This is a genomic window from Streptomyces sp. WM6378, from assembly GCF_001279695.1.
Taxonomy (GTDB): Bacteria; Actinomycetota; Actinomycetes; order Streptomycetales; family Streptomycetaceae; genus Streptomyces.
In genome coordinates this window covers 43,533-66,318 of record NZ_LGDD01000246.1, presented here as the reverse complement: position 1 = coordinate 66,318, position 22,786 = coordinate 43,533, and the positions used below count along the sequence as shown (strand labels likewise).

Here is a 22,786-nt window from a genome sequence, read left to right as displayed (position 1 = left end):
CCCCCGGGCGGCTCAGTCCACCCGGAGCCACTTCGCCTCGGACGGGGTGCCCTCCTGGTCGGTCACGAAGACCATGTACCAGCCGGGCGGGACCAGCGCCCGGTCCTTCGGGACGGTGATGGTGACCGAGTTCTTGTCCTTCGTCAGGCCCAGTTCGATCGAGCGCTGCTCGACGTCCGTGGTGTGGGTGACCGCGCTCGGCCGCATCAGGCGGGCCTTGACGACGCGCTCGGGATGGTCCGTCTTGAAGGTCGCCCGGCCGTCGCCCGCCGCGGCCTCGGGGCCGTCGCCGAGGGCCGGGCGCTTGTCCTTGTCGCGGTAGAGGTAGGGCGGGGTGTAGACCTCCATGCGCTGCTCGAACTTGCCGAGCTTGGTGTTGTCCTTGTCACCGAACAGCGAGTCGGAGCCGAAGGTGGCGACCCGGCCGTCGGGCAGCAGCAGCGCCTCGGAGTGGTAGTTGCGGCCGACCGTGGGGTCGGCCGCCTCGCGGAAGGCGTTCTCCTTGGGGTCGTAGAACTGGGCCTTGAGGATGTTGGAGCCGCCCCGGCCCCGGTAGTCGGCGGAGCCGCCGCTGGTGAACACCGAGTCGTCCGGCATGATCACGCTGTTCAAGTACCGGGTTCCTTGCGGGAGTTCGGGCCCGCTCTTGAAGGCGGGGCTGTTCTGCTTGAGGTCCACCACGGCCGTGCGGGGCGTCGCCTTCTTGGACTCGCCGACCCCGCCGCCGCCGAGCAGCATGAACCGCTGGTCCTGGGCGGGAGGCAGCAGGAGTGAACTGGCCGTCTCCAGCTGGTCGGTGGCGTTCAGACCGCCGATCTTGGTGAAGGTGTTCTTCTCGACGTCCCACAGGCCGGGCTCGCGGCCCTTGTCGGCGGGCCCGTACCCGGCGTTGGCGCCCGAGTAGAAGAGCTTGCCGCTCTTCGTCAGGAACAGCGAGGGGTAGGTCGGGAAGTAGCGGAAGGGGCCCTTGGACCACTGCTTGGTCTTCGGGTCGTAGATCTCGTTGTCGCCCGCGAGGATCGCGCCCACGTCGTCGAGTCCGGAGACGGCGAGCACCCGGCCGTCCTGGAGCGTGGTGAGCGTCGGGTACCAACGGGCCTCCTTCATCGGGGCGACCGGGACGTACTTCTCGGCCTTCGGGTCGAATTCGTACGCCGCCCTGATCCCCTGGAAGTCCTGCTTGTCCAGGGTGATCTTCTCGGCGAGCCCGTACACGTCGTCGGCGTCCTTGCCGGTCAGGCCCTCGATCTCGTACTGGGCCCGGTCGGTGGCGACCGACTGGGGGCCCTCGACGACCGCCTCGACGAAGACCCGCGCCTCACCCGCGGTGGTCTTGGTCTTCCAGGGCTTCATCTGCCCGGTGTCGTAGTACGCGACCTCGAACTCGCGCTTGGCGGGCGGCACCGTGACGTCGAACTTGGATATGTACTCGATGCCCGACGGGGAGCGGAACCTGCTGCCCTTCTTGACGGTGACGGCCCTGTCCGGGCTCTCGTTCTTGACCCGCATGCCGCCCCCGGCCCGCTTGACCTCGCCGTCCAGGAGCTCGTAGCGGGCGGTTCCGCCGGCCACCAGGAGCTTGCCGTCCGGGAGTTGGGCGTGGCCGCCGCAGAAGAAGTCCGCGGGGGTGGGGATCTTCTTGAAGGAGTTGTCCTTCGGGTTCCACAGCACGGTGTCGAAGGTGCCCGCGTCGAAGTGGTCCTGCTTGTTGCCGGAGCCCGCGATGATCAGCACCTTGCCGGTGTGCAGCAGCGCCGCGTGGATGGCGTTGGTGCGGTACTCCTTGGGGATGTCGACGCCGTGCCAGGCGCCGTACCGCGCCATGTACTCGGGCTGGGCGATCTCGTACGCGTGGTACTGCTCGGTGGCGAAGGAGAGTGCGGCGGGGGCGTTGAGGCCGGCGAGGAGCACGACGGCGCCGCCGCCGAGCAGGGTCTTCTTCGTCCGCTGCGAGGGCCGGTGGGCCATGGCTCAGTTCCCTCCGGTCGTCGTGGCGACGGCGGGTTCCGCCTCGCCCGTGGCGTTCTTCTGCCGGGTGGAGACCTTGGCCGCGGCGCGGGCCGCGCCGCGCTCGCGCAGCGTCGTCCAGGACCAGATCGCCGCCGGGGCCAGCGCGATGCACAGGGCGAGCACGGCCCAGGTGCGCATGGCGGCGTGGGTGTGGCGGTACTGGACGGAGGCGATCAGCGAGATGGCGAGGACGGCCGCCCAGAACAGGTGGATGCGGAAGGTCCACAGCCGGTCGGGGCTGGCCTGGCCGCCCTTGGGGGTGACGACGAACTGGCCGCGGGTGCGCAGCACGGCCGAACCGAGCGACTTGAGGTAGATGGGCGCCGAGAGCGCCGACATGCCCATCCCGGCGAGCCCGCCCGAGCCCTCGGGTTCGTGGGGGGAGACGTTGTGCCGCCGGTTCCAGAGGTAGAGCCCGATCTGGAGGGCCGCCGCGTCGCTGTAGAGCATCAGCCAGACCGAGGCGGTGACCTGGGTGCCGGACGCCCCGAACCACAGGAACAGCACGCAACTGACGATCCCCAGAAGCCAGTTGACGGCGGTCATCGGGTAGTAGACGAGCATCAGGGTGTACGAGAGCAGCCGGCCGGGCGGCATGCTGAAGGGCGCCTTCCAGTACTGCTTGAACAGCGTCTCGTAGGTGCCGCGCGACCAGCGCATCTGCTGGGTGAAGAAGTCGGTCCAGGAGGCCGGGCCCTCGCCTACGGCCAGCACGTCAGGGGTGTACACGGAGCGCCAGTGGTGGCCGGTCCTCGGGTTCTTGTGCCGGTGCAGTTCGAAGCCGGTGGCCATGTCCTCGGTGATCGAGTCGTACAGGCCGCCGATCTGCCGCAGCGCCGCGATCCGCACGACGTTGTTGGTGCCGACGAACATGGGCGCCCGGTAGCGGTTGCCGGCCCGCTGGATCAGCGCGTGGAAGAGGAACTGCTGGGATTCGGCGGCCTTGGTGACGGGAGAGTCGTAGTTCCCGTACACCTGCGGTCCGACGACGAAGGCGACGTCGGGATCGCGGAAGTAACCCATCATCCGCTCCAGGAAGTTGGGGAGCGGGGCGTGGTCGGTGTCGACGGAGGCGAAGAAGTCGTAGCCGCCGCCGTGCATCGCGATCCAGGCGTTGTAATTGCCGTGCTTGGTGCGGGCCTTGTGGGCGCCGTTCTCGCGGTTCCACTCGGGGACGCCCTTGCGGGAGAAGTGGCGCACCCCGAGCTCGGTGCAGAGGGCCCTGGCCTGTTCGTCGTCGCCCTCGTCCAGGAGCCAGATGTCGAGCGGCCCGGTGTGCGTGAGCCGGACGGCCGCCTCCAGGGTGTTCCGCACCATGGATATGGGTTCCTTGCCGGGCACGTACGTGGTGAGGAAGGCGACCCGGGTGCCGTATTCGGGGACGACCGGGACGGGGTCGCGGGCGACCATCGTGGCATGGGCCACGGAGGCGACGTTGGTGACCATGAAGAGCTCGATCAGGCCGATCGAGACCAGCATCGCGATGTCGAGGCCCACGAGCCAGCGGTCGCCGCCCTCGCGCTCGACCCAGTGGGTTGGCCAGACGAGGTAGACGAGCAGCAGGCCGGTGAGTATCGGCGCCAGGGTCATCAGCAGGACGGCGCGCATGCGGTGCGGCTCCCGGGAGAGCAGGCTGCGGTACTGCACCCGGTAGGGCTTGTCGCCCGGCTCCGTCAGTGGTCCGGCCAGTCGGCTGTGGGTGTCGTAGTCGTAGCCCTCCGGACGCACGGTGCCCTCCAGCTGATCGTCAAGCAGGGTCTCGAACTGGGTTGATATCCCCACAAAAGTGGAGAATTCTTGGCGTGTCGACCGGAGTACTCCGAGTGAGCGGTTCTGGATTGAACGGCTTTCGCGCGCGGTAGGTGCGGCCCGGGACGCGCAAGAGCCCCCGGCCGGGACGGCCGGGGGCTCTTCGCCGAAGATCGGTTACGCGGACAGGTGGCGCTCCACCGTCTCCACCTTGGACGTCAGGCCGTCCGTGACGCCGGGGCGAATGTCCGCCTTGAGCACCAGCGAGACCCGGTTCGAGCGGGCCTCGACGGCGGCGACGGCGCGCTTGACGACGTCCATCACCTCGTCCCACTCGCCCTCGATGGACGTGAACATCGCGTCCGTACGGTTGGGCAGGCCGGACTCGCGGACCACGCGGACCGCCTCGGCCACGTACTCCCCCACGTCCTCGCCGACGCCGAGCGGGCTGACCGAGAAGGCGACGATCATGCGTTGACCACGCCTTCCTTGCGGGCCCGGGTCGCGATGACCGCGGCGTCCAGCTCGCGGCGGATCTTACGCTCGGCGAAGAAGCCGCCGAAGGGCAGCACGGCGAGCACGAAGTAGAGCGCGCCGGTCTTCGCGGACCACTTGGTGCGGTTCCAGGCGTCCAGCCAGAAGAGCACGTACAGCGTGAACAGGATGCCGTGGACCATGCCCATGACCATGACCCCGTCGAACGAGGTGGTGCGCTTGAGCACGGAGCACACCAGCAGGATCGGGAACGAGATGGCCTCGGGGAGCGAGATCAGTCGGAGTCGATGCAGGGCGGAGGCTGTCTTGATGTCCACGGGCGGGGGCACCTTCGCTGGGAGGGGCGGGCGGCGGTGATCGTCTGACGGCGATCCGTCGGCAGCGATCTTTGTGAACGCATGCACAAACGATCCCCATTCTGACATCGCACCCTTGCCCCTGTCGGGGCGGGTCCCCGGCCCGCTAACGTCGGGCCGTGGCAACGTTCCGACTCCAGGGCAGCAAAGTGCTCGCCGTCGACATGACCGGCGACGCCGTCAAAGCGAAGAACGGCTCGATGGTCGCCTACGACGGCCAGATGGCGTTCAAGAAGATGACCGGCGGCGGTGAGGGTCTGCGCGGCATGGTGACCCGCCGCCTCACCGGCGAACAGATGACCGTGATGGAGGTGAAGGGGCACGGCACGTGCTACTTCGCCGACCGCGCGAGCGAGATCAACCTCGTGAGCCTGACCGGCGACAAGCTCTTCGTCGAGGCGAGCAACCTGCTCGCCACGGACGCGGGGCTGCGCACCGGCACCACGTTCACCGGCCTGCGCGGCGCGAGCCAGGGCAACGGCCTGTTCACCACGACGATCGAGGGCCACGGCCAGGCCGCGATCATGTCGGACGGACCGGCCGTGGTGCTCCGGGTCAGCGCCCAGTACCCGCTGTCCGTCGACCCCGGGGCGTACATCGCGCACCAGGGCAACCTCCAGCAGCGCTTCCAGTCCGGGGTGACGTTCCGGACCTTCCTCGGCGAGGGCTCCGGCGAGGCCTTCCAGATCCGGTTCGAGGGCGAGGGCCTGGTGTACGTGCAGCCCAGCGAGCGCAACACGATCGGCGGGGACGTCTGATGCCCTTCCGCGAGATCAACTCGAAGATGGTCGAGGCGACGGTGAGCCCCGGACAGAAGATGTTCAGCCAGCGCGGCGCGATGCTCGCGTACAAGGGCGAGGTGTCCTTCACGCCCAACATCCAGGGCGGCCAGGGCGGCATCATGTCGATGATCGGCCGCCGGGTCGCCAACGAGGCGACCCCGCTGATGACGGTCGAGGGCAGCGGCACCGTGATGTTCGGCCACGGCGGCCACCACATCCAGGTGATCAACCTCCAGGGCGACACCCTGTACGTGGAGGCCGACCGCCTGCTCGCCTTCGACGGGTCGCTCCAGCAGGGCACGATGTTCATGGGCTCGCAGGGCGGCGTCATGGGCATGGTGCGCGGCCAGGTGACCGGGCAGGGCCTGTTCACCACGACCCTCAAGGGGCACGGGGCGGTCGCGGTCATGGCGCACGGCGGCGTGATCGAGCTTCCGATCACCCCGCAGCGCCCGGTGCACGTCGACCCGCAGGCCTACGTGGCCCACCACGGCGACGTGCGCAACAAGCTCTCGGCCGCGCTGGGCTGGCGCGACATGGTGGGCCGGGGCTCCGGCGAGGCCTTCCAGCTCGAACTGTCCGGCAACGGCTCGGTGTACGTGCAGGCCTCGGAGGAGAAGCTGTGACCGCCCCGGTGATCTTCGATCCCTACTCGCTGCCGACCGACGACAACGTCAACAAGTACACCTTCTGCGTGGAGCTCAAGTCGAGCCAGTGGTTCCTGCAGAAGGGCAAGATGATCGCCTACTACGGGCAGATCGAGTTCAACGGCATCGGCCACGGCCGGCTCGACCGGCTCCTTCGCACGAGCTTCCACTCGCCGCTGCACGCCAGCGACTGGGTGGTGGCGGACGGCAGCGGCAAGATGCTGCTCGCGGACCGCGCCTTCGACGTGAACAGCTACGACCTGGACGAGGGCAACCTGACGATCCGGTCCGGCAACCTGCTGGCCTACCAGCCCTCGCTCGCGCTGAAGCAGTCGATCGTGCCGGGGTTCCTGACCCTGATCGGCACGGGCAAGTTCGTGGCCGCGTCCAACGGTCCCGTCGTCTTCATGGAGCCGCCGATCCGGGTGGACCCGCAGGCGCTGGTCGGCTGGGCGGACTGCCCTTCGCCGTGCCACCACTACGACCACGGTTACATGACGGGCGTCCTGGGCGGAATCCGGTCACTCACCGGGCTCGGCGGAACGTCCGGCGAGGAGCACCAGTTCGAGTTCGTGGGGGCCGGTACGGTACTGCTCCAGTCCACCGAGGTACTCATGGCGGAGCAGGCGACCGGGCAGGTCACGAACGAGCCCGGGGTGCCGGGCGGCGGCCAGGGCGGGCCCGGCCAGCAGGGCGCGGGACCGCGTCTTCCCGGCCAGCTGGGGGACCTCCAGCGTCGCTTCGGCCTGTGAGCGGTAGTCTGCGGAGTGTGACGTCGAACGCCTGAGCCCCTCGGGGTTCGGCGGGGCCGCGCGAGTGGCGCGATCGCATCACGTGCCGGGCGTCACACTCCCACACTTCGTTCAGAATTCAACTTCTTAGGTAGAATCCACATATGGAGACCGAGACGGCCACGAACTGGCTGAGCGACGACGAGCAGTGCGCCTGGCGCACTTATCTGGACGTCAACAGGATGCTGACCTACCAGATGGAGAAGGATCTGCAGCCGTTCGGCCTGACCAACAACGACTACGAGATCCTGGTGAACCTCTCGGAGTCGGCCGACAAGCGGATGCGGATGAGCGACCTCGCGGCCGCCACCCTCCAGTCCAAGAGCCGTCTCTCGCACCAGATCACCCGCATGGAGAACGCGGGCCTGGTCCGGCGCGAGAACTGCGAGTCGGACCGGCGCGGGCTCTTCGCCGTCCTCACCGAGCACGGCACGGAGACCATGGAGAAGGTCGCCCCCCACCATGTGGCCTCCGTGCGGCGCCACTTCATCGACCTGCTGTCGAGCGAGGCGCTGGCGGATCTACGCGAGTCACTGACCCCGGTCGCGGAGCACCTGCGGGGTCACCGCGGCAAGATCTGACACACAGTCAGACACGGGCCCCGGTCGGATCTAGGCCCCGGTCAGCCCGGCCACCAGCTCGTCGGCCGCCGCGTACGGGTCGAGTTCGCCGTCCACGATGCGCTGCGCCAGCGCGTCCAGGCGGCGGTCGCCGTGCAGGGAGCCGATGCGCTCGCGCAGGGCGGTGACCGCGATGGTCTCGACCTCGCGGGCCGCGCGGGCCCGGCGCCGCTCGGCGAGGACGCCGTGCTCGGCCATCCACGCGTGGTGCTTCTCCAGCGCCTCCACTACCTCGTCGATGCCCTCGCCGCGCGCCGCCACCGTCTTGACGATGGGCGGGCGCCAGTCCCCCGGGCCGCGTGATTCGCCCAGGCCCAGCATGTGGTTGAGCTCGCGGGCCGTGGCGTCCGCGCCGTCCCGGTCCGCCTTGTTGACGACGTACAGGTCGCCGATCTCCAGGATTCCGGCCTTGGCCGCCTGGATGCCGTCGCCCATGCCGGGCGCGAGCAGCACCACCGAGGTGTCGGCCTGCGAGGCGATCTCGACCTCGGACTGACCGACGCCCACCGTCTCGACCAGGATCACCTCGCAGCCCGCCGCGTCCAGGACCCGGATCGCCTGGGGCGCGGCCCAGGCCAGGCCGCCCAGGTGGCCCCGGGTCGCCATCGAGCGGATGTAGACGCCCGGGTCGGAAGCGTGCTCGGACATCCGGACCCGGTCGCCGAGCAGGGCCCCGCCGGAGAAGGGCGAGGACGGGTCGACGGCGAGCACGCCGACCCGCTTCCCGGCCCTGCGGTAGGCGGTGACCAGCGCCGAGGTGGAGGTCGACTTGCCGACACCGGGCGAGCCCGTGAGCCCCACGACGTACGCGTTGCCCGCGAGTGGGGCCAGCGCCGCCATGACCTCGCGCAGCTGCGGGGACGCCCCCTCGACCAGCGAGATCAGCCGGGCGACGGCCCTGGGCCGGCCTTCCCGGGCCTGGGCCACCAGTTCGGGGACGTCCACCATTGCCGCTCCGTTCAGTCGCGTACGCACCGCAGGGATCAGGGAGTTGCTCACGGGTGTTACTTGCCCGGACTGCGCTTACTTAGGAACGTGCACGATCAGCGCGTCGCCCTGACCGCCGCCGCCGCACAGGGCCGCCGCGCCCACGCCGCCGCCGCGGCGCTTCAGTTCGAGGGCGAGGTGCAGCACCACGCGGGCGCCGGACATGCCGATCGGGTGGCCAAGCGCGATGGCGCCGCCGTTGACATTCACCTTTTCCGGGGAAACTCCGAGGTCCTTCATTGACTGGACGGCGACCGCCGCGAAGGCCTCGTTGATCTCGATCAGGTCGAGGTCCTCGACCGTGATCCCCTCCTTGCCGACCGCGTGCTTGATCGCGTTCGAGGGCTGCGACTGGAGCGAGTTGTCGGGGCCCGCCACGTTGCCGTGGGCGCCGATCTCGGCGATCCACTCCAGGCCCAGCTCCTCGGCCTTGGCCTTGGACATGACGACGACCGCGGCCGCGCCGTCCGAGATCTGCGAGGAGGTGCCGGCCGTGATCGTGCCGTCCTTGGCGAAGGCGGGGCGCAGCTTGCCCAGGGACTCGACGGTGGTGTCGGCGCGCACGCCCTCGTCCTTGGCGAACAGGACCGGGTCGCCCTTGCGCTGCGGGATCTCGATCGGGGTGATCTCGGCCTCGAAGATGCCGTTCTTCTGGGCGGCCGCGGCGCGCTGGTGCGAGGCGGCGGCGATCGCGTCCTGCTCGGGGCGGGCGATGCCCAGACGGGTGTTGTGCTTCTCCGTGGACTCCCCCATGGGGATGTTCTCGAAGGAGTCGGTCAGACCGTCGTACGCCATCGCGTCGAGCATCTCGATCGCGCCGTACTTGTAGCCCTCGCGGGACTTCGGCAGCAGGTGCGGGGCGTTGGTCATCGACTCCTGGCCACCGGCGACCACGATGTCGAACTCGCCCGCGCGGATCAGCTGGTCGGCGAGCGCGATGGCGTCCAGACCCGACAGGCACACCTTGTTGATGGTGAGCGCGGGGACGTTCATCGGGATGCCGGCCTTGACGGCCGCCTGGCGCGCGGGGATCTGGCCGGCCCCGGCCTGGAGCACCTGGCCCATGATCACGTACTGCACCTGGTCGCCGCCGATGCCGGCCCGGTCCAGGGCCGCCTTGATGGCGAACCCTCCGAGGTCGGCGCCGGAGAAGGACTTGAGGGAGCCGAGGAGCCGGCTCATGGGCGTACGGGCGCCCGCGACGATCACTGAGGTGGTACCGGTCGTTCCAGACATGAGGCACGGCCCCTTGGGAGGTGAGGGTGTGAACGAGGGTTTACTTCGAATGTACTGAGCGGTACTGCCCACGTCACCGGGCAGTAGGTGTGATCGCGCGCACGTTGCGTAACCACCCCTGCGAGCGCTGCACTGGACCCATGCTGACGCGAATCGACCACATCGGGATCGCCTGTTTCGACCTCGACAAGACCGTCGAGTTCTACCGTGCGACGTACGGATTCGAGGTGTTCCACACCGAGATCAACGAGGAACAGGGCGTGCGCGAGGCCATGCTCAAGATCAACGAGACCTCCGACGGCGGGGCCTCCTACCTCCAGCTCCTGGAGCCGACCCGCGAGGACTCCGCGGTCGGCAAGTGGCTGGCCAAGAACGGCGAGGGCGTCCACCACATCGCCTTCGGCACCGGGGACGTCACCGCGGACTCCGAGGCCATCCGCGACAAGGGCGTACGCGTCCTCTACGACCAGCCGCGCACCGGTTCGATGGGCTCGCAGATCACCTTCCTGCACCCCAAGGACTGCCACGGCGTGCTCACCGAACTCGTCACTTCCGCACCCGAGGGCACCACCACCCACTGAGCCCACACAGTGGAGGCCGGACCTCCGGATACTCGGCCCGGTACAGTGGGCGGTTCCGGGCCGGGGTCGGGTCGGGGCCTGGGACCCACGCCCCTGTTTTGATCTGACACCATTCACCGGGGGCCCGTCCGCTGTTACTCGCGGTCGGACGGCGCTCGTACGGGCAGTGTTCGCGACCAGGGGACGGATGGGACCGCGCAGTGCGGGGCTACGAACGCCAGGAGAGCCAGAGCCACCGGCCTGACGACCACCTCTCGCGGTTCGAGGCCGAGATGGAGCGGCTGAAGACCGAGCGGGAGAAGGCCGTTCAGCACGCCGAGGATCTCGGCTACCAGGTCGAAGTGCTGCGCGCCAAGCTCCACGAGGCGCGCCGCAATCTCGCGACCCGTCCCGCCTACGACGCGGCGAACGTCGGCTACCAGGCCGAACAGCTGCTCCGCAACGCCCAGATGCAGGCCGAGCAGTTGCGTACGGACGCCGAGCGCGAGCTGCGCGACGCCCGTGCCCAGACCCAGCGGATCCTCCAGGAGCACGCCGAGCACCAGGCCCGCCTCCAGGCCGAGCTGCACGCCGAGGCCGTCAACCGCCGCCAGCGCCTCGACCAGGAGCTGGCCGAGCGCCGGGCCACCGTCGAGTCGCACGTCAACGAGAACGTGGCGTGGGCCGAACAGCTGCGCGCCCGCACCGAGTCGCAGGCCCGCCGCCTGCTCGACGAGTCCCGCGCCGAGGCCGAGCAGTCGCTCGCCGCGGCCCGCGCCGAGGCCACCCGCATCGCCGAGGAGGCCCGCCAACGGCTCGGCGCCGAGGCCGAGTCGGCCCGCGCCGAGGCCGAGGCCACGCTGCTGCGCGCCCGCAAGGACGCCGAGCGGCTCCTGAACGCGGCCTCCGCACAGGCCCAGGAGGCCACCTCCCACGCCGAGCAGCTGCGCACGACCACCACCGCCGAGTCCGACCAGGCGCGCCAGCAGGCCGCCGAGTTGAGCCGGGCCGCCGAGCAGCGGATGCAGGAGGCGGAGGCCGCGCTGCGCGAGGCGCGCAGCGAGGCCGAACGGGCCGTCACCGAGGCCAAGGAGGCCGCAGCCAAGCAGCTCGCGAGCGCCGAGTCGGCCAACGAGCAGCGCACCAGGACCGCGAAGACCGAGATCGCCCGCCTGGTCGCGGAGGCCACCAAGGAGTCCGAGACCCTCAAGGCCGAGGCCGAGCAGGCTCTTGAGGACGCGAAGGCGGAGGCCGAGCGGCTGCGCACCGAGGCCGCCGAGTCGGCCCGCACCAGCGCCGCCGAGGACACCGCGGCCCAGCTCGCCAAGGCCGCGCGTACGGCCGAGGAGGTGCTGACCAAGGCGTCCGAGGACGCCCGGGAGACCACGCGCAAGGCGTCCGAGGAGGCCGAGCGGATCCGCCGCGAGGCGGAGGCCGAGGCGGAGCGGCTGCGCGGCGAGGCGGCCGAGCAGGCCGACGAGCTCAAGGGCGCGGCCAAGGACGACACCAAGGAGTACCGGGCCAAGACGGTCGAGCTCCAGGAGGAGGCCCGCCGGCTGCGCGGCGAGGCCGAGCAGCTGCGCGCCGAGGCGGTCGCCGAGGGCGAGCGGATCCGGGGCGAGGCGCGGCGCGAGGCCGTCCAGCAGATCGAGGAGGCGGCCAAGACCGCCGAGGAGCTCCTCGCCAAGGCGAAGGCCGACGCGGACGAGCTGCGGACGACCGCGGGCAACGAGTCCGAGCGCGTACGGAACGAAGCCGTCGAGCGGGCCACCACGCTGCGCAAGCAGGCCGAGGAGACCCTGGAGCGCACCCGCGCCGAGGCCGAGCGGCTGCGCGCCGAGGCCGAGGAGCAGGCCGAGCAGACCACAACGGGCGCCGAACAGGCGGCAGTTGAGCTGCGCGCGGAGACCGAGCGGGCGATAGCGGCCCGTCAGGCCGAGGCCGCCGAGGAACTGACCCGCCTGCACACCGAGGCCGAGCAGCGGCACGCCGCCGCCGAGCAGGCCCTCACCGACGCCCGCGCCGAGGGCGAGCGGATCCGGCGCGAGGCCGCCGAGGAGACCGAGCGGATCCGCACCGAGGCCGCCGAGCGCATCCGTACGCTCCAGGCGCAGGCCGAGCAGGAAGCCGAGCGGCTGCGCACCGAGGCCGCTTCCGATGCTTCGACCGCCCGTTCCGAGGCGGAGAACGCGGCGTCCCGGCTGCGTTCCGAGGCGTCCGCGGAGGCCGAGCGGCTCAAGTCCGAGGCGCAGGAGACCGCCGACCGGATGCGCGCGGAGGCCGCGGCCGCCGCCGAGCGGGTCGGCGCCGAGGCCGCCGAGGCGCTCGCCGCCGCCCAGGAGGAGTCCGCCCGGCGCCGCCGCGAGGCCGAAGAAACGCTCAACTCGGCGCGCGCTGAGGCCGATTCGGAGCGCGCCCAGGCCCGCGAGCAGAGCGAGGACCTGCTCGCCTCCGCCCGCAAGCGGGTCGAGGAGGCGCAGGCCGAGGCGCAGCGGCTCGGCGAGGAGGCCGACCGGCGCGCCACCGAGCTGGTGTCGGCGGCCGAGCAGACCGCCAAGGACGTACGGGATTCGGTGTCCGGGCTCCGCGAGGAGGCCGAGCAGGAGATCGCGGGTCTGCGCAGCGCGGCCGAGCACGCGGCGGAGCACACCACGACCGAGGCGCAGGAGGAGGCGGACCGGGTCCGCGCCGACGCGCACGCCGAGCGGGAGCGGGCGGGCGAGGACGCGGGCCGGGTCCGGGCGCGCGCCCAGGAGGAGTCCGAGGCCGCCAAGGCGCTGGCCGAGCGGACCGTGGCGGACGCCATGGCCGAGGCGGAGAAGGCCCGTTCGGACGCCTCCGAGTACGCGCAGCGCATGCGCACCGAGGCCTCCGACGCGCTCGCCTCCTCCGAGCAGGACGCGGCCCGCACCCGGGCCGAGGCCCGCGAGGACGCCAACCGGATCCGTTCCGACGCCGCGAGCCAGGCCGACCGCCTGGTCACCGAGGCGACGGCGGAGGCCGAGCGGCTCGCCGCCGAGTCGACCGCCGAGGCCGAGCGCCTCACGACCGAGGCCCAGCAGGTACGGGTCGAGGGCCAGGCCGAGGCCGACGCGCTGCGCGCCGAGGCCCGCGAGGAGGCCGACCGGGTCACCTCCGCGGCCCTCGCCGAGGCCGAGCAGGTCACGGCGGCGGCCCGGGAGCAGGCCGAGCGGGTCACCAGCAAGGCCGAGGCCGATGCCGAGCGCACCACCAACGAGGCCAACGCGTATGCCGAGTTGGTCACCACGGAGGCGCGCGCGGACGCGGGTTCCACCCTTGGCGCGGCGAGCGCCGAGGCCGAGCAGACCATAAACGAAGCCCGCGCCGAGGCCGACCGGGTCCTCGACGAGGCGCGCCGGGCCGCCGACAAGCGGCGTACGGACGCGGCCGCCCAGGCCGACCAGCTCATCGCGGAGGCGAGCGGTGAGGCCGAGCGGCTGCGTGCCGAGGCCGCCGACACGGTGGGCTCGGCCCAGCAGGCCGCCGAGCGGATCCGGGCCGAGGCCGAGAAGAACAAGGCCCGTACCGAGGAGGCCGCGGAGAAGACGCGCACCGAGGCCCGCGAAGAGGCGGACCGGCTGCTCGACGAGGCCCGCACGGCCGCGGCCAAGCGGCGTGCGGACGCGGCCGAGCAGGCCGACCAGCTCATCAACAAGGCCCAGGAGGAGGCGCTGCGCGCCGCCACCGAGGCCGAGGAGCAGGCCGACACGATGGTCGGCGCGGCCCGCAAGGAGGCCGAGCGGATCGTCGCCGAGTCGACGGTCGAGGGCAACTCCCTGGTGGAGAAGGCCCGTACGGACGCCGACGAGCTGCTGGCCGGCGCGCGCGCGGACGCCACCGCCATAAGGGAACGCACCGAGGAGATGCGCGCGCGCACCGAGTCGGAGGTCGAGGAGCTGCACGACCGGGCCCGCCGCGAGAGCGCCGAGCAGATGAAGTCGGCGGGCGAGCGCGTCGACAAGCTGGTGAAGGCCGCCACGGAGCAGGCCGCCGAGGCCGAGGCCAAGTCCAAGGCGCTGGTCTCCGACGCCAACTCCGAGGCGGGCAAGGTCCGTATCGCCGCCGTGAAGAAGGCGGAGGCGCTGCTCAAGGAGGCCGAGACCAAGAAGGCCGAGCTGATCCGCGAAGCCACCGCGCTGCGCGACGAGGCGGCCGCCGAGGCGCGCCGCACGGTCGAGGAGGGCAAGCGCGAACTCGACGTTTTGGTACGGCGGCGCGCGGACATCAATGCCGAGATCTCCCGCGTTCAGGATGTACTTGAGGCACTGGAGTCGTTCGAGGCGCCGACCGGGGGTGGCAAGTCCGCCTCCAGCGGCGGTTCCTCCGCAGGTGTGAAGGCGGGTGCGGCCGCTGGGTCAACTCGTTCGAGTGGCAAGTCCTCCGAGGGGTAGCCACTCAAAAGGCTGGACATTCTCCAGATCAAACGGGCATCCGCTCGATGACACGCCGCTTGGGCCCCTAGGATTCCCCCTATCACCTCACCGGTCTCATTCGACAGGAACCCCATGAGCGACACTTCCTCCCCCTTCGGCTTCGAGCTCGTGCGGCGTGGTTACGACCGCGGTCAGGTGGATGACCGCATTACCAAGCTCGTCGCCGACCGTGACAGTGCTCTGGCACGGATCACTTCTCTGGAAAAGCGCATCGAGGAGCTCCACCTCGAAACGCAGAACGCCCAGGCTCAGGTGAACGACGCGGAGCCGTCGTACGCGGGTCTGGGTGCGCGTGTCGAAAAGATCCTGCGGCTCGCCGAGGAAGAGGCGAAGGACCTGCGCGAGGAGGCCCGCCGGGCCGCCGAACAGCACCGCGAACTCGCCGAGTCGGCCGCTCAGCAGGTGCGCAACGACGCCGAGTCGTTCGCCTCCGAGCGCAAGGCGAAGGCCGAGGACGAGGGCGTACGGATCGTCGAGAAGGCGAAGGGTGACGCCTCTCAGCTCCGTTCCGAGGCGCAGAAGGACGCGCAGTCCAAGCGCGAGGAGGCGGACGCGCTCTTCGAGGAGACCCGCGCCAAGGCCGCCCAGGCCGCCGCGGACTTCGAGACGAACCTCGCCAAGCGCCGCGAGCAGTCGGAGCGCGACCTGGCGTCGCGTCAGGCCAAGGCCGAGAAGCGCCTCGCGGAGATCGAGCACCGCGCGGAGCAGCTCCGCCTGGAGGCCGAGAAGCTGCGTACGGACGCGGAGCGCCGGGCGCGCCAGACGGTGGAGACCGCCCAGCGCCAGGCCGAGGACATCGTGGCCGACGCCAACGCCAAGGCGGACCGGATCCGTTCGGAATCCGAGCGGGAGCTGGCGGCGCTCACCAACCGCCGCGACTCGATCAACGCGCAGCTGACCAACGTCCGCGAGATGCTGGCGACGCTGACCGGTGCGGCCGTGGCCGCCGCCGGTTCCCCGGTCGACGACGAGCCCGTCTCGCGCGGCGTCCCGGCGCAGCAGGCCCGCTAGTCCCCGCAGCCCTTCCCCCGTGGGCTGCGGTCGAAGGTCATGAAGCCCCCTGCCACTCCAGTGGCAGGGGGCTTTGTCCGCACTTAGCGTAGTCGCATGATCGAGCTAGAGGGCCTCACCAAGCACTATGGCAGCAAGGTCGCCGTCGATCACCTGTCCTTCCAGGTCAGACCCGGTGTGGTGACCGGATTCCTGGGGCCCAACGGGGCCGGCAAGTCGACGACCATGCGCATGCTGCTCGATCTGGACAACCCGACCAGTGGGACCGTACGCATCGACGGCAAGCACTACCGCGAGCTGGCCGAGCCGCTGAAGTACATCGGGGCGCTGCTCGACGCCAAGGCGATGCACGGCGGCCGTACCGCGTACAACAACCTGCTGTGTCTCGCCGAGTCCAACCGGATTCCGGCCGCGCGGGTCTCCGAGGTGCTCGACACGGTCGGGCTCTCCGCGGTGGCGAAGAAGAAGGCGAAGGGCTTCTCGCTGGGTATGGGGCAGCGCCTGGGAATCGCCTCGGCGCTGCTCGGCGACCCCGAGATCCTGATGTTCGACGAACCCGTCAATGGTCTGGACCCCGAGGGAATTCACTGGATCCGCAATCTGATGAAGCAGCTCGCGGGCGAAGGGCGAACGATCTTCGTTTCGTCTCACCTGATGAGCGAAATGGCGCTCACCGCGGATCACTTGATCGTTATCGGGCAGGGCCGACTGCTCGCCGATACATCGATGGCCGATTTCATCCGGCAGAACTCCCGGAGTTTCGTCAGGCTGCGTTCACCGCAGTGGGAGCGGCTCATGGACGTGCTGAACCAGAACAGCGTTCCCTTCCTCCAGACCGGCGACGGCGCCATCGAAATCGACAACGGCAAGATCGAGGCGCTCGGCGAACTGGCCGCCCGGCACCAGCTCGTGCTGCACGAACTGTCGGGTCAGCAGGCCTCCCTCGAAGAGGCGTTCATGCAGATGACGGCGGGTTCGGTGGAGTACCACGCGCACGGCGCCAGCACCCCCGCCGGGCCGACCGCGCCGCCGGACCGGGGCTCCGGGCGGCGGGCGCCGAACTGGGGCGCGCACGACCGGGGCCAGGGGGTCTGAGCCATGGCATCGGTACCCGCGGTCCTCAAGTCCGAGTGGACCAAGATCCGTACGGTCTCCTCGACGACCTGGACGCTGGCCTGCGCCCTGATCGTGACGGTCGCCATCAGCGCGGCGCTGTGCGCGCTGATGAAGTCGCAGTTCGACGACCTCGGGCCGGCCGAGAAGCTGACCTTCGACCCGACGTTCATCAGCTTCTCCGGGATGATCCTCGGTCAGCTGGCGATGGTCGTGTTCGGCGTCCTGGTGGTCGGCACCGAGTACAGCTCGGGCATGATCCGCTCCTCGCTCGCCGCCGTGCCGCGGCGGGGCACGTTCCTCTTCGCCAAGCTGGCCGTGGCGACGCTGCTCGCACTCATCGTGGGCATGGCGACCAGCTTCCTGTCGTTCTTCCTCGGCCAGGCGCTGCTCGGCCCGCACAGGACCACGATCGGCGAGCCCAACGTGCTGCGGGCGGTCGTCGGCGCCGGGCTCTACATGGCGCTGATCGCGCTGTTCTCGATGGGCGTCGCCACGATGCTGCGCAGCTCGATGCTGTCGCTGGGCATCCTGATGCCGTTCTTCTTCCTGATCTCGCAGATCCTGTCCGCCGTGCCGGGCGCCAAGAACGTGGCCCGCTACTTCCCCGACCGGGCCGGCTCGCAGATCATGCAGGTGGTGCCCGACGCGATGAACAGCGATCCGGCGCCGTACGGGCCCTGGGGCGGCCTCGGCATCATGGTGCTGTGGGTGATCGCGGCGCTGGCCGGCGGCTATCTCGTCCTCCGGAAGCGGGATGCCTGAGCGACCTGCGCAGACGCGACGACTTAGCCGGAACCGTCAAGGCCTGGATAAGCTCCTCACTCATACGGGGGCATGCCGGCCGCACGCCGGACACCGCCCCGACGACCCAAACCGTCGATGGGGCTGGAGAATGATCGAGGCAGTCGGCCTGACGAAGCGCTACGGCGCCAAGACGGCCGTATACAACCTTTCCTTTCAGGTACGACCCGGCGCGGTCACCGGATTCCTGGGGCCCAACGGCTCCGGCAAGTCCACGACCATGCGCATGATCCTCGGCCTGGACCAGCCGACCGCCGGCCACGTGACCATCGGCGGCCACCCCTTCCGCAACCTGCCGAACGCCCCGCGCCAGGTCGGCGCGCTGCTCGACGCGAAGGCCGTGCACGGGGGCCGCAGCGCCCGCAACCACCTGCTCTCACTCGCCCAGCTCTCCGGCATCCCGGCCCGCCGGGTCGACGAGGTGCTCGGCGTGGTCGGCCTCCAGGAGGTTGCCAAGCGCCGCTCCAACGGGTTCTCGCTCGGCATGGGCCAGCGGCTCGGCATCGCGGCGGCCCTGCTCGGCGACCCGCAGGTGCTGCTCTTCGACGAGCCGGTCAACGGCCTCGACCCCGAGGGCATCCTGTGGGTGCGCAACCTGATGAAGCAGCTCGCCGCCGAGGGCCGCACCGTGTTCGTGTCCTCGCACCTGATGAGCGAGATGGCACTGACCGCCGACCACCTCATCGTGATCGGCCGCGGCCAGTTGCTCGCGGACATGCGGATCACCGACTTCATCTCGCACAACTCCGCCGACTTCGCCCGGGTGCGCACCCCCGCCACCGAGCCCGCCCAGCGCGAGAAGCTGGCCTCCGCGCTGACCGAGGCGGGCGGCCAGGTGCTGCCCGAGCCGGACGGCGCGCTGCGCGTGACCGGCCTCCCGCTGCCCCGCATCAGCGACGTCGCCCACGAGGCGGACGTACGGCTGTGGGAGCTCTCCCCGCACCAGGCCTCGCTTGAGGAGGCGTACATGCGGATGACGCAGGGCGCGGTCGACTACCGTTCGACGGCCGACCAGAAGGCGGGCCTGCAGCCCGCCATGCCGCCCGGGTACGCGCCGGCGCCGGTCATCCCCGACGTGCCCCAGCAGGGCTGGTACGCCCCGCCGCCGCCCGGCCAGAACCCGTACGCGGCCGCACCCCAGCAGGCACCGGTGCACCAGCCGCCGGTCCAGCAGGCCCCGCAGCCGCAGCCGCCCGCCGCTCCCCCGGCTCCGCAGGCCCCGGCCGCGCCTGCCGCCCCGACCAAGCCCGAGGACGCCCGATGACCACCCCCTACCAGCAGCAGCCGCACCCGCAGCAGGCACCGGGCGGGCCGCTCGGCGCGTACACCTCGCCGATCGCCGTGCGGCGGGCCACCTTCGGTGACGCGCTCGCCTCCGAGTGGACCAAGATCCGGTCGGTGCGTTCCACGATGTGGACACTGGGCGTGCTGATCGTGCTCCTCCTCGGCCTCGGCCTGCTCGCCGGCATCGTCGTGCGGTCCAGCGACGCGCACATGGGCGACAACTCGGTCCTGCTGCTCGGCTTCTACGGAGTGCTGCTCGGCACGATCTGCGTGATCACGCTCGGCGTGCTGACCATCGCGTCCGAGTACGGCACCGGCATGATCCGTACGACCCTGACGGCCTGCCCGAGCCGGGGCCGGATCCTCGCCGCCAAGTCGGTCGTCTTCTTCCTGCTCGCGTTCGTGATCGTGACGGCCATGACGACGCTGGTCGCGGCCATCCAGAGCGCCCTGTTGCCGGACGCGGCGACGCCGAGCGGCGGCGAGTGGCTGCGCGCCACCGTGGGCGTGGGCCTCTACGTCGCGATGATCGGGCTGCTGTCCCTCGCGGTGGGCGCGCTGATCCGGCACTCCGCGGGCTCGATCACGATCATGATCGGCCTGGTGCTGCTGCCGCTGGTGCTCGCCCTGTTCATGTTCACCCCGTCCCTGGAGGGCGTGCGGAACTTCCTCCTGGAGTACTCGATCCCGAGCCAGCTGAGCGCCTTCTACGGGGAATCGATCTCGAACTCCGGGCCGAGCGGCTGGGAGCCGCTGTGGATCATCACCGGGGTCACCGCCCTCGCGCTCGGCGGCGCGTTCCTGTCGCTCAAGACGCGGGACGTGTGAGGGCGCTCAGTACCTCGGCGCGTTCCTGGACCGCTGCACCCGTGTGGTGCGGCGGTCCTTCGCGTTCCAGCAGGCCTTGTGCCAGTGGCGGCGCTCGTCGACGCCCGCATACTCGGGCCAGGCCACCAGGTGCGGGGCGCCCGACGGGATCTCCTGGTCGCAGCCGGGGCAGCGGTACCGCTTGCCCGCGGCACTGGCCCCCGCCACGTGCCGGACCGACCACTCCTCGCCCTGCCAGGACTCGGTGCCCTGAAGCCCGAAGCGATCGCCGCCCTCCGTCCGGCTCTCGGACTCGATCGGCTTCTCGCCGCCCTTGGGGCGGTTGCGGCGCGGGGACACGTAGACACCTCACGGGGCGGGTCGGACGTTTCTCCCCAGCCTAGGCCCACGCACGACGGGTACCCGCCGGGGTAGGGCGTGCCAGAGTCACCCGTTAGAGGGACTCTTAGCGGACAATCGCAAGAAGTTGGCGCCTGCCCGTGCCTTTGGCACTTGTCAGACGTTCTTGCCAGTAAGAGGGGGAGAGCCGCGTCGGCCGCAAGGAGGCAGAAGGCGATGCGTGTGGGAACTTTTGTACTGGCAGCCCAGTTCCCGGGCCAGGGGCAGGGAGAAACGCTCCATCGTGCGGTCAGGTCCGCCGAGGTGGCCGAGGAATCAGGGCTTGACTCGGTGTGGCTGGCCGAACACCACTTCGTACCGTACGGCGTGTGCCCGTCGGCTGTGACGCTGGCGGCGTTATTGCTCGGGCGCACGAAACGGATCAGAGTCGGCACCGCGGTCACCGTGCTGCCGACCGCACACCCGGTGGCGGTCGGCGAACAGGCCGCGCTGCTGCACCTCACCTCCGGCGGGCGGTTCACGCTCGGCGTGGGGCGCGGCGGGCCCTGGGTCGACCTGGAGGTGTTCGGCTCCGGCCTGAGGGCGTACGAGCAGGGCTTCCCGGAGTCGCTCGATCTGCTCCTGAGCTGGCTGCGCGAGCCCCGCGTGGCCGGTCTGGGGGAACGATTCACCTTCCGGGAGGTCCCGGTCGTGCCACGGCCCGACGAGATCCTGGACGGCGGTCCTGACGACGCCTGCCCCGAGGTGATCGTGGCCTGTACGTCGCCGAGGAGCGTGAAGCTGGCCGCGGACCGCGGGCTGCCGATGCTGCTCGGGATGCACTGCGGCGACGAGGAGAAGGCCGAGATGGTCGCGCTGTGGCGCCGCGAGGCGCTGGCGGCCGGCCACGCGCCGGAGAAGGTCGCGACGGCGGGCCATGTGTCGGCCGGCGTGGCCCAGATCGCCGACCGCCGGGCCGAGGCCGCCGAGACGCTGCTGAAGTCGATGCCGGGTTGGCTGAAGCAGGGGCTTGACGCCCATGTGACGGTCGACGGCCGCCATCGCGCGATGCGCGACCCGGTGGCGTACACCGAACTCCTCTGCGGACTGCACCCGGTCGGCACTCCGCGCCTCGCAGCGGACCGCCTGGCCGCCACGTCCGAGCGCACGGGCATCACCCGCTTCGCCCTGCTCGTGGAGGGCTCGGGCGACCTGGCCGCGACGGAGGAGAACGTACGGCGCCTCGGCGCGGAGGTGCTGCCGTTGCTGAGCTAGCGAATGAGGGCCGCCCTGGCCCAAGTGGCCACCGCCCCGCGTCAGTTGCACCTCCCGCGACGCGGAGCGGCAGCGAAGACCTCAGCAGTCCCGAAGCTCCGGAGACTGGTTCAGCAGCTGACCCCTGATCGAGGTGAAGCGGGCGAGCCGCTCATCGGATGAGGGGTCCAGAGGGAACACCGCGACACGGTGGCAGTTCTGGAACGCCAGACGGACACCGAAGTGCCGCTGGAGCGCACCGCGAATGGCGTCACTCGCAAGGGCACGCAGCAGCTGGCCGCGCGCCTGCTCGTCCGGCGGTGGCGTCTGGTTGTCGGCGAACTCTCCGCCGTCGACCTTCAGCTGGGCCACCAGAGAGCTGATCATCTCCCACGCGTAGGGCAGGGAGGTCCGGACGCAGTCGACGAAGGCGGCTTCGTCGACCTCGCCTCGCTCGGCCTGTTCGAGTAGGGCCGGTGAGACGTCGAGCGACATGGTTTCTCCTCTCGCGACCCCGGGGAGCGGGGCCTTACGGGCAGGGAAAGGGAGCATGACGGCCGTCTCTCCCGACAACGCTGCGTGCGCGGCCGACAACCTCCCGCTTCCACGGTAGGCGCGATGTCCGGCCCGTGGCAGGTACTTGGCACATAACCGGCCAATAACGAACAGTGCACTCCTGGGCGAATCGCGTTCGGCGGGGGGAGTCGAGTAGCGTTGCCCACCATGCGTCTCGTCATCGCCCGCTGCTCCGTCGACTACGCGGGCCGGCTCACCGCCCACCTGCCCTCCGCCCCCCGTCTCATCCTGGTGAAGGCGGACGGCAGCGTCTCCATCCACGCTGACGACCGGGCCTACAAGCCCCTCAACTGGATGTCTCCGCCGTGCACCCTCAAGGAGGGCTCGGGGGACGACGAGGGCGTCTGGACCGTCATCAACAAGGCGGGCGAGAAGCTCATCATCACGATGGAGGAGGTCATCCACGACTCCTCGCACGAACTCGGCGTGGACCCTGGCCTGATCAAGGACGGCGTGGAAGCGCACCTCCAGGAGCTGCTCGCCGATCGCATCGAGACGCTCGGTGAGGGATACACCCTGATCCGCCGCGAATACCCCACGGCCATCGGCCCGGTGGACATCCTGTGTCGCGACGGTGACGGCAAGACCGTCGCGATCGAGATCAAGCGGCGCGGCGAGATCGACGGCGTGGAGCAGCTGACCCGCTATCTGGAGCTGCTCAACCGCGACCCGCACCTCGCCCCGGTGCAGGGCGTCTTCGCGGCCCAGGAGATCAAGCCCCAGGCCCGCGTGCTCGCCACCGACCGCGGCATCGGCTGCGTCGTCCTCGACTACAACGCCCTGCGCGGCATCGAGGACGACAAGCTCCGGCTGTTCTGAGCGGCCGGTTCCGGTACGTACGAGAAGGGGCTCGCAGAGTGCTGCGGGCCCCTTCTCGCGCGGTATGGGGTCTTACGCGGGCCCGGTGGCGA

At 70.5% G+C, this 22,786-nt stretch carries 21 protein-coding genes; 13 read left to right on the top strand and 8 right to left on the bottom strand.

Going from position 1 to position 22,786, the window contains the following annotated elements:
• Positions 1 to 12 precede the first annotated feature (12 nt).
• The 4 genes from ADK54_RS19985 to ADK54_RS19970 all read right to left on the bottom strand — a co-directional run bounded on the left by ADK54_RS19985 (position 13) and on the right by ADK54_RS19970 (position 4,571).
• Positions 13 to 1,968, bottom strand: coding sequence for a kelch motif-containing protein (locus tag ADK54_RS19985; RefSeq protein ID WP_053727031.1), 1,956 nt, complete (start codon positions 1,966 to 1,968; stop codon positions 13 to 15).
• Between the two features lie 3 nt (positions 1,969 to 1,971).
• The gene (locus ADK54_RS19980; protein ID WP_053727048.1) at positions 1,972 to 3,738 is read right to left on the bottom strand and encodes a glycosyltransferase family 2 protein; all 1,767 of its coding nucleotides are present in this window, start codon (positions 3,736 to 3,738) and stop codon (positions 1,972 to 1,974) included.
• A 198-nt stretch (positions 3,739 to 3,936) separates the two neighbouring features.
• Complete coding sequence (locus tag ADK54_RS19975; protein WP_053727030.1) at positions 3,937 to 4,230, bottom strand: MTH1187 family thiamine-binding protein; 294 nt, start codon at positions 4,228 to 4,230, stop codon at positions 3,937 to 3,939.
• Complete coding sequence (locus ADK54_RS19970; RefSeq protein WP_053727029.1) at positions 4,227 to 4,571, bottom strand: DUF3817 domain-containing protein; 345 nt, start codon at positions 4,569 to 4,571, stop codon at positions 4,227 to 4,229. The genes ADK54_RS19975 and ADK54_RS19970 overlap by 4 nt, the downstream gene beginning before the upstream one ends.
• A 158-nt stretch (positions 4,572 to 4,729) precedes the next feature.
• On the opposite strand from ADK54_RS19970, the gene ADK54_RS19965 reads away from it, so the two are divergent.
• From ADK54_RS19965 to ADK54_RS19950, 4 genes are all read left to right on the top strand, one after another.
• Positions 4,730 to 5,368: an AIM24 family protein gene (locus ADK54_RS19965; RefSeq protein ID WP_078966488.1), complete on the top strand. Its 639-nt coding sequence runs from the start codon at positions 4,730 to 4,732 to the stop codon at positions 5,366 to 5,368.
• Entirely contained in the window at positions 5,368 to 6,018 is a 651-nt protein-coding gene (locus tag ADK54_RS19960; RefSeq protein ID WP_053727028.1) for an AIM24 family protein, read from the top strand. Before ADK54_RS19965 ends, ADK54_RS19960 begins: the two co-directional genes overlap by 1 nt.
• On the top strand, positions 6,015 to 6,791 hold the full coding sequence (locus ADK54_RS19955; protein ID WP_053727027.1) for an AIM24 family protein: 777 nt from the start codon (positions 6,015 to 6,017) through the stop codon (positions 6,789 to 6,791). The genes ADK54_RS19960 and ADK54_RS19955 overlap by 4 nt, the downstream gene beginning before the upstream one ends.
• 143 nt (positions 6,792 to 6,934) lie before the next feature.
• On the top strand, positions 6,935 to 7,411 hold the full coding sequence (locus ADK54_RS19950; RefSeq protein ID WP_053727026.1) for a MarR family winged helix-turn-helix transcriptional regulator: 477 nt from the start codon (positions 6,935 to 6,937) through the stop codon (positions 7,409 to 7,411).
• Between the two features lie 30 nt (positions 7,412 to 7,441).
• Here the strand turns inward: ADK54_RS19950 and meaB are convergent, their stop codons facing one another.
• Both meaB and ADK54_RS19940 read right to left on the bottom strand, forming a co-directional pair.
• The gene (gene meaB / locus ADK54_RS19945) at positions 7,442 to 8,398 is read right to left on the bottom strand and encodes a methylmalonyl Co-A mutase-associated GTPase MeaB (protein ID WP_053727025.1); all 957 of its coding nucleotides are present in this window, start codon (positions 8,396 to 8,398) and stop codon (positions 7,442 to 7,444) included.
• 75 nt (positions 8,399 to 8,473) lie between these two features.
• On the bottom strand, positions 8,474 to 9,673 hold the full coding sequence (locus tag ADK54_RS19940; RefSeq protein WP_053727024.1) for an acetyl-CoA C-acetyltransferase: 1,200 nt from the start codon (positions 9,671 to 9,673) through the stop codon (positions 8,474 to 8,476).
• Positions 9,674 to 9,813: 140 nt separating this feature from the next.
• On the opposite strand from ADK54_RS19940, the gene mce reads away from it, so the two are divergent.
• The 7 genes from mce (at position 9,814) to ADK54_RS19905 (ending at position 19,727) form a co-directional block, all read left to right on the top strand.
• The gene (gene mce, locus ADK54_RS19935) at positions 9,814 to 10,254 is read left to right on the top strand and encodes a methylmalonyl-CoA epimerase (RefSeq protein ID WP_053727023.1); all 441 of its coding nucleotides are present in this window, start codon (positions 9,814 to 9,816) and stop codon (positions 10,252 to 10,254) included.
• 200 nt (positions 10,255 to 10,454) lie between these two features.
• A complete protein-coding gene (gene scy, locus ADK54_RS19930) occupies positions 10,455 to 14,645 on the top strand; it encodes a polarized growth protein Scy (protein WP_053727022.1) in 4,191 nt (1,396 codons plus the stop codon).
• Positions 14,646 to 14,759: 114 nt separating this feature from the next.
• The gene (locus ADK54_RS19925; protein ID WP_053727021.1) at positions 14,760 to 15,698 is read left to right on the top strand and encodes a cellulose-binding protein; all 939 of its coding nucleotides are present in this window, start codon (positions 14,760 to 14,762) and stop codon (positions 15,696 to 15,698) included.
• Between the two features lie 96 nt (positions 15,699 to 15,794).
• Positions 15,795 to 16,793 (top strand): ABC transporter ATP-binding protein, encoded by a 999-nt coding sequence (locus tag ADK54_RS19920; protein WP_053727020.1) that lies wholly within the window; start codon positions 15,795 to 15,797, stop codon positions 16,791 to 16,793.
• Between the two features lie 3 nt (positions 16,794 to 16,796).
• Positions 16,797 to 17,576, top strand: coding sequence for an ABC transporter permease (locus tag ADK54_RS19915; protein ID WP_053727019.1), 780 nt, complete (start codon positions 16,797 to 16,799; stop codon positions 17,574 to 17,576).
• A 130-nt stretch (positions 17,577 to 17,706) separates the two neighbouring features.
• Positions 17,707 to 18,879 carry an ABC transporter ATP-binding protein gene (locus ADK54_RS19910; RefSeq protein ID WP_053727018.1) on the top strand — a complete coding sequence of 391 codons (1,173 nt, stop codon included), beginning with the start codon at positions 17,707 to 17,709 and terminating at the stop codon, positions 18,877 to 18,879.
• Positions 18,876 to 19,727 (top strand): ABC transporter permease, encoded by an 852-nt coding sequence (locus ADK54_RS19905; protein ID WP_053727017.1) that lies wholly within the window; start codon positions 18,876 to 18,878, stop codon positions 19,725 to 19,727. Before ADK54_RS19910 ends, ADK54_RS19905 begins: the two co-directional genes overlap by 4 nt.
• Before the next feature lie 6 nt (positions 19,728 to 19,733).
• On the opposite strand, the gene ADK54_RS19900 is transcribed toward ADK54_RS19905, so the two are convergent.
• Positions 19,734 to 20,066 (bottom strand): hypothetical protein, encoded by a 333-nt coding sequence (locus tag ADK54_RS19900; protein ID WP_053727016.1) that lies wholly within the window; start codon positions 20,064 to 20,066, stop codon positions 19,734 to 19,736.
• Positions 20,067 to 20,282: 216 nt separating this feature from the next.
• On the opposite strand from ADK54_RS19900, the gene ADK54_RS19895 reads away from it, so the two are divergent.
• Positions 20,283 to 21,320, top strand: a complete 1,038-nt coding sequence (locus tag ADK54_RS19895; protein WP_053727015.1) for an LLM class flavin-dependent oxidoreductase — start codon at positions 20,283 to 20,285, stop codon at positions 21,318 to 21,320.
• Positions 21,321 to 21,401: 81 nt separating this feature from the next.
• On the opposite strand, the gene ADK54_RS19890 is transcribed toward ADK54_RS19895, so the two are convergent.
• Positions 21,402 to 21,794 carry an SCO5389 family protein gene (locus tag ADK54_RS19890; protein WP_053727014.1) on the bottom strand — a complete coding sequence of 131 codons (393 nt, stop codon included), beginning with the start codon at positions 21,792 to 21,794 and terminating at the stop codon, positions 21,402 to 21,404.
• A gap of 228 nt (positions 21,795 to 22,022) precedes the next feature.
• Here ADK54_RS19890 and nucS point away from each other — a divergent pair, with 228 nt between their 5' ends.
• On the top strand, positions 22,023 to 22,694 hold the full coding sequence (nucS, locus tag ADK54_RS19885; RefSeq protein ID WP_053727013.1) for an endonuclease NucS: 672 nt from the start codon (positions 22,023 to 22,025) through the stop codon (positions 22,692 to 22,694).
• Positions 22,695 to 22,786 lie beyond the last annotated feature (92 nt).

Bases quoted from the DNA above. Each gene is read 5' to 3' on its own strand.
- ADK54_RS19985 (WP_053727031.1), bottom strand. From the start codon at position 1,968: ATGGCCCACCGGCCCTCGCAGCGGACGAAGAAGACCCTGCTCGGCGGC.
- ADK54_RS19975 (WP_053727030.1), bottom strand. From the start codon at position 4,230: ATGATCGTCGCCTTCTCGGTCAGCCCGCTCGGCGTCGGCGAGGACGTG.
- ADK54_RS19960 (WP_053727028.1), top strand. From the start codon at position 5,368: ATGCCCTTCCGCGAGATCAACTCGAAGATGGTCGAGGCGACGGTGAGC.
- ADK54_RS19950 (WP_053727026.1), top strand. From the start codon at position 6,935: ATGGAGACCGAGACGGCCACGAACTGGCTGAGCGACGACGAGCAGTGC.
- meaB (WP_053727025.1), bottom strand. From the start codon at position 8,398: ATGGTGGACGTCCCCGAACTGGTGGCCCAGGCCCGGGAAGGCCGGCCC.
- ADK54_RS19940 (WP_053727024.1), bottom strand. From the start codon at position 9,673: ATGTCTGGAACGACCGGTACCACCTCAGTGATCGTCGCGGGCGCCCGT.
- mce (WP_053727023.1), top strand. From the start codon at position 9,814: ATGCTGACGCGAATCGACCACATCGGGATCGCCTGTTTCGACCTCGAC.
- ADK54_RS19925 (WP_053727021.1), top strand. From the start codon at position 14,760: ATGAGCGACACTTCCTCCCCCTTCGGCTTCGAGCTCGTGCGGCGTGGT.
- ADK54_RS19920 (WP_053727020.1), top strand. From the start codon at position 15,795: ATGATCGAGCTAGAGGGCCTCACCAAGCACTATGGCAGCAAGGTCGCC.
- ADK54_RS19915 (WP_053727019.1), top strand. From the start codon at position 16,797: ATGGCATCGGTACCCGCGGTCCTCAAGTCCGAGTGGACCAAGATCCGT.
- ADK54_RS19910 (WP_053727018.1), top strand. From the start codon at position 17,707: ATGATCGAGGCAGTCGGCCTGACGAAGCGCTACGGCGCCAAGACGGCC.
- ADK54_RS19905 (WP_053727017.1), top strand. From the start codon at position 18,876: ATGACCACCCCCTACCAGCAGCAGCCGCACCCGCAGCAGGCACCGGGC.
- ADK54_RS19895 (WP_053727015.1), top strand. From the start codon at position 20,283: ATGCGTGTGGGAACTTTTGTACTGGCAGCCCAGTTCCCGGGCCAGGGG.
- ADK54_RS19890 (WP_053727014.1), bottom strand. From the start codon at position 21,794: ATGTCGCTCGACGTCTCACCGGCCCTACTCGAACAGGCCGAGCGAGGC.
- nucS (WP_053727013.1), top strand. From the start codon at position 22,023: ATGCGTCTCGTCATCGCCCGCTGCTCCGTCGACTACGCGGGCCGGCTC.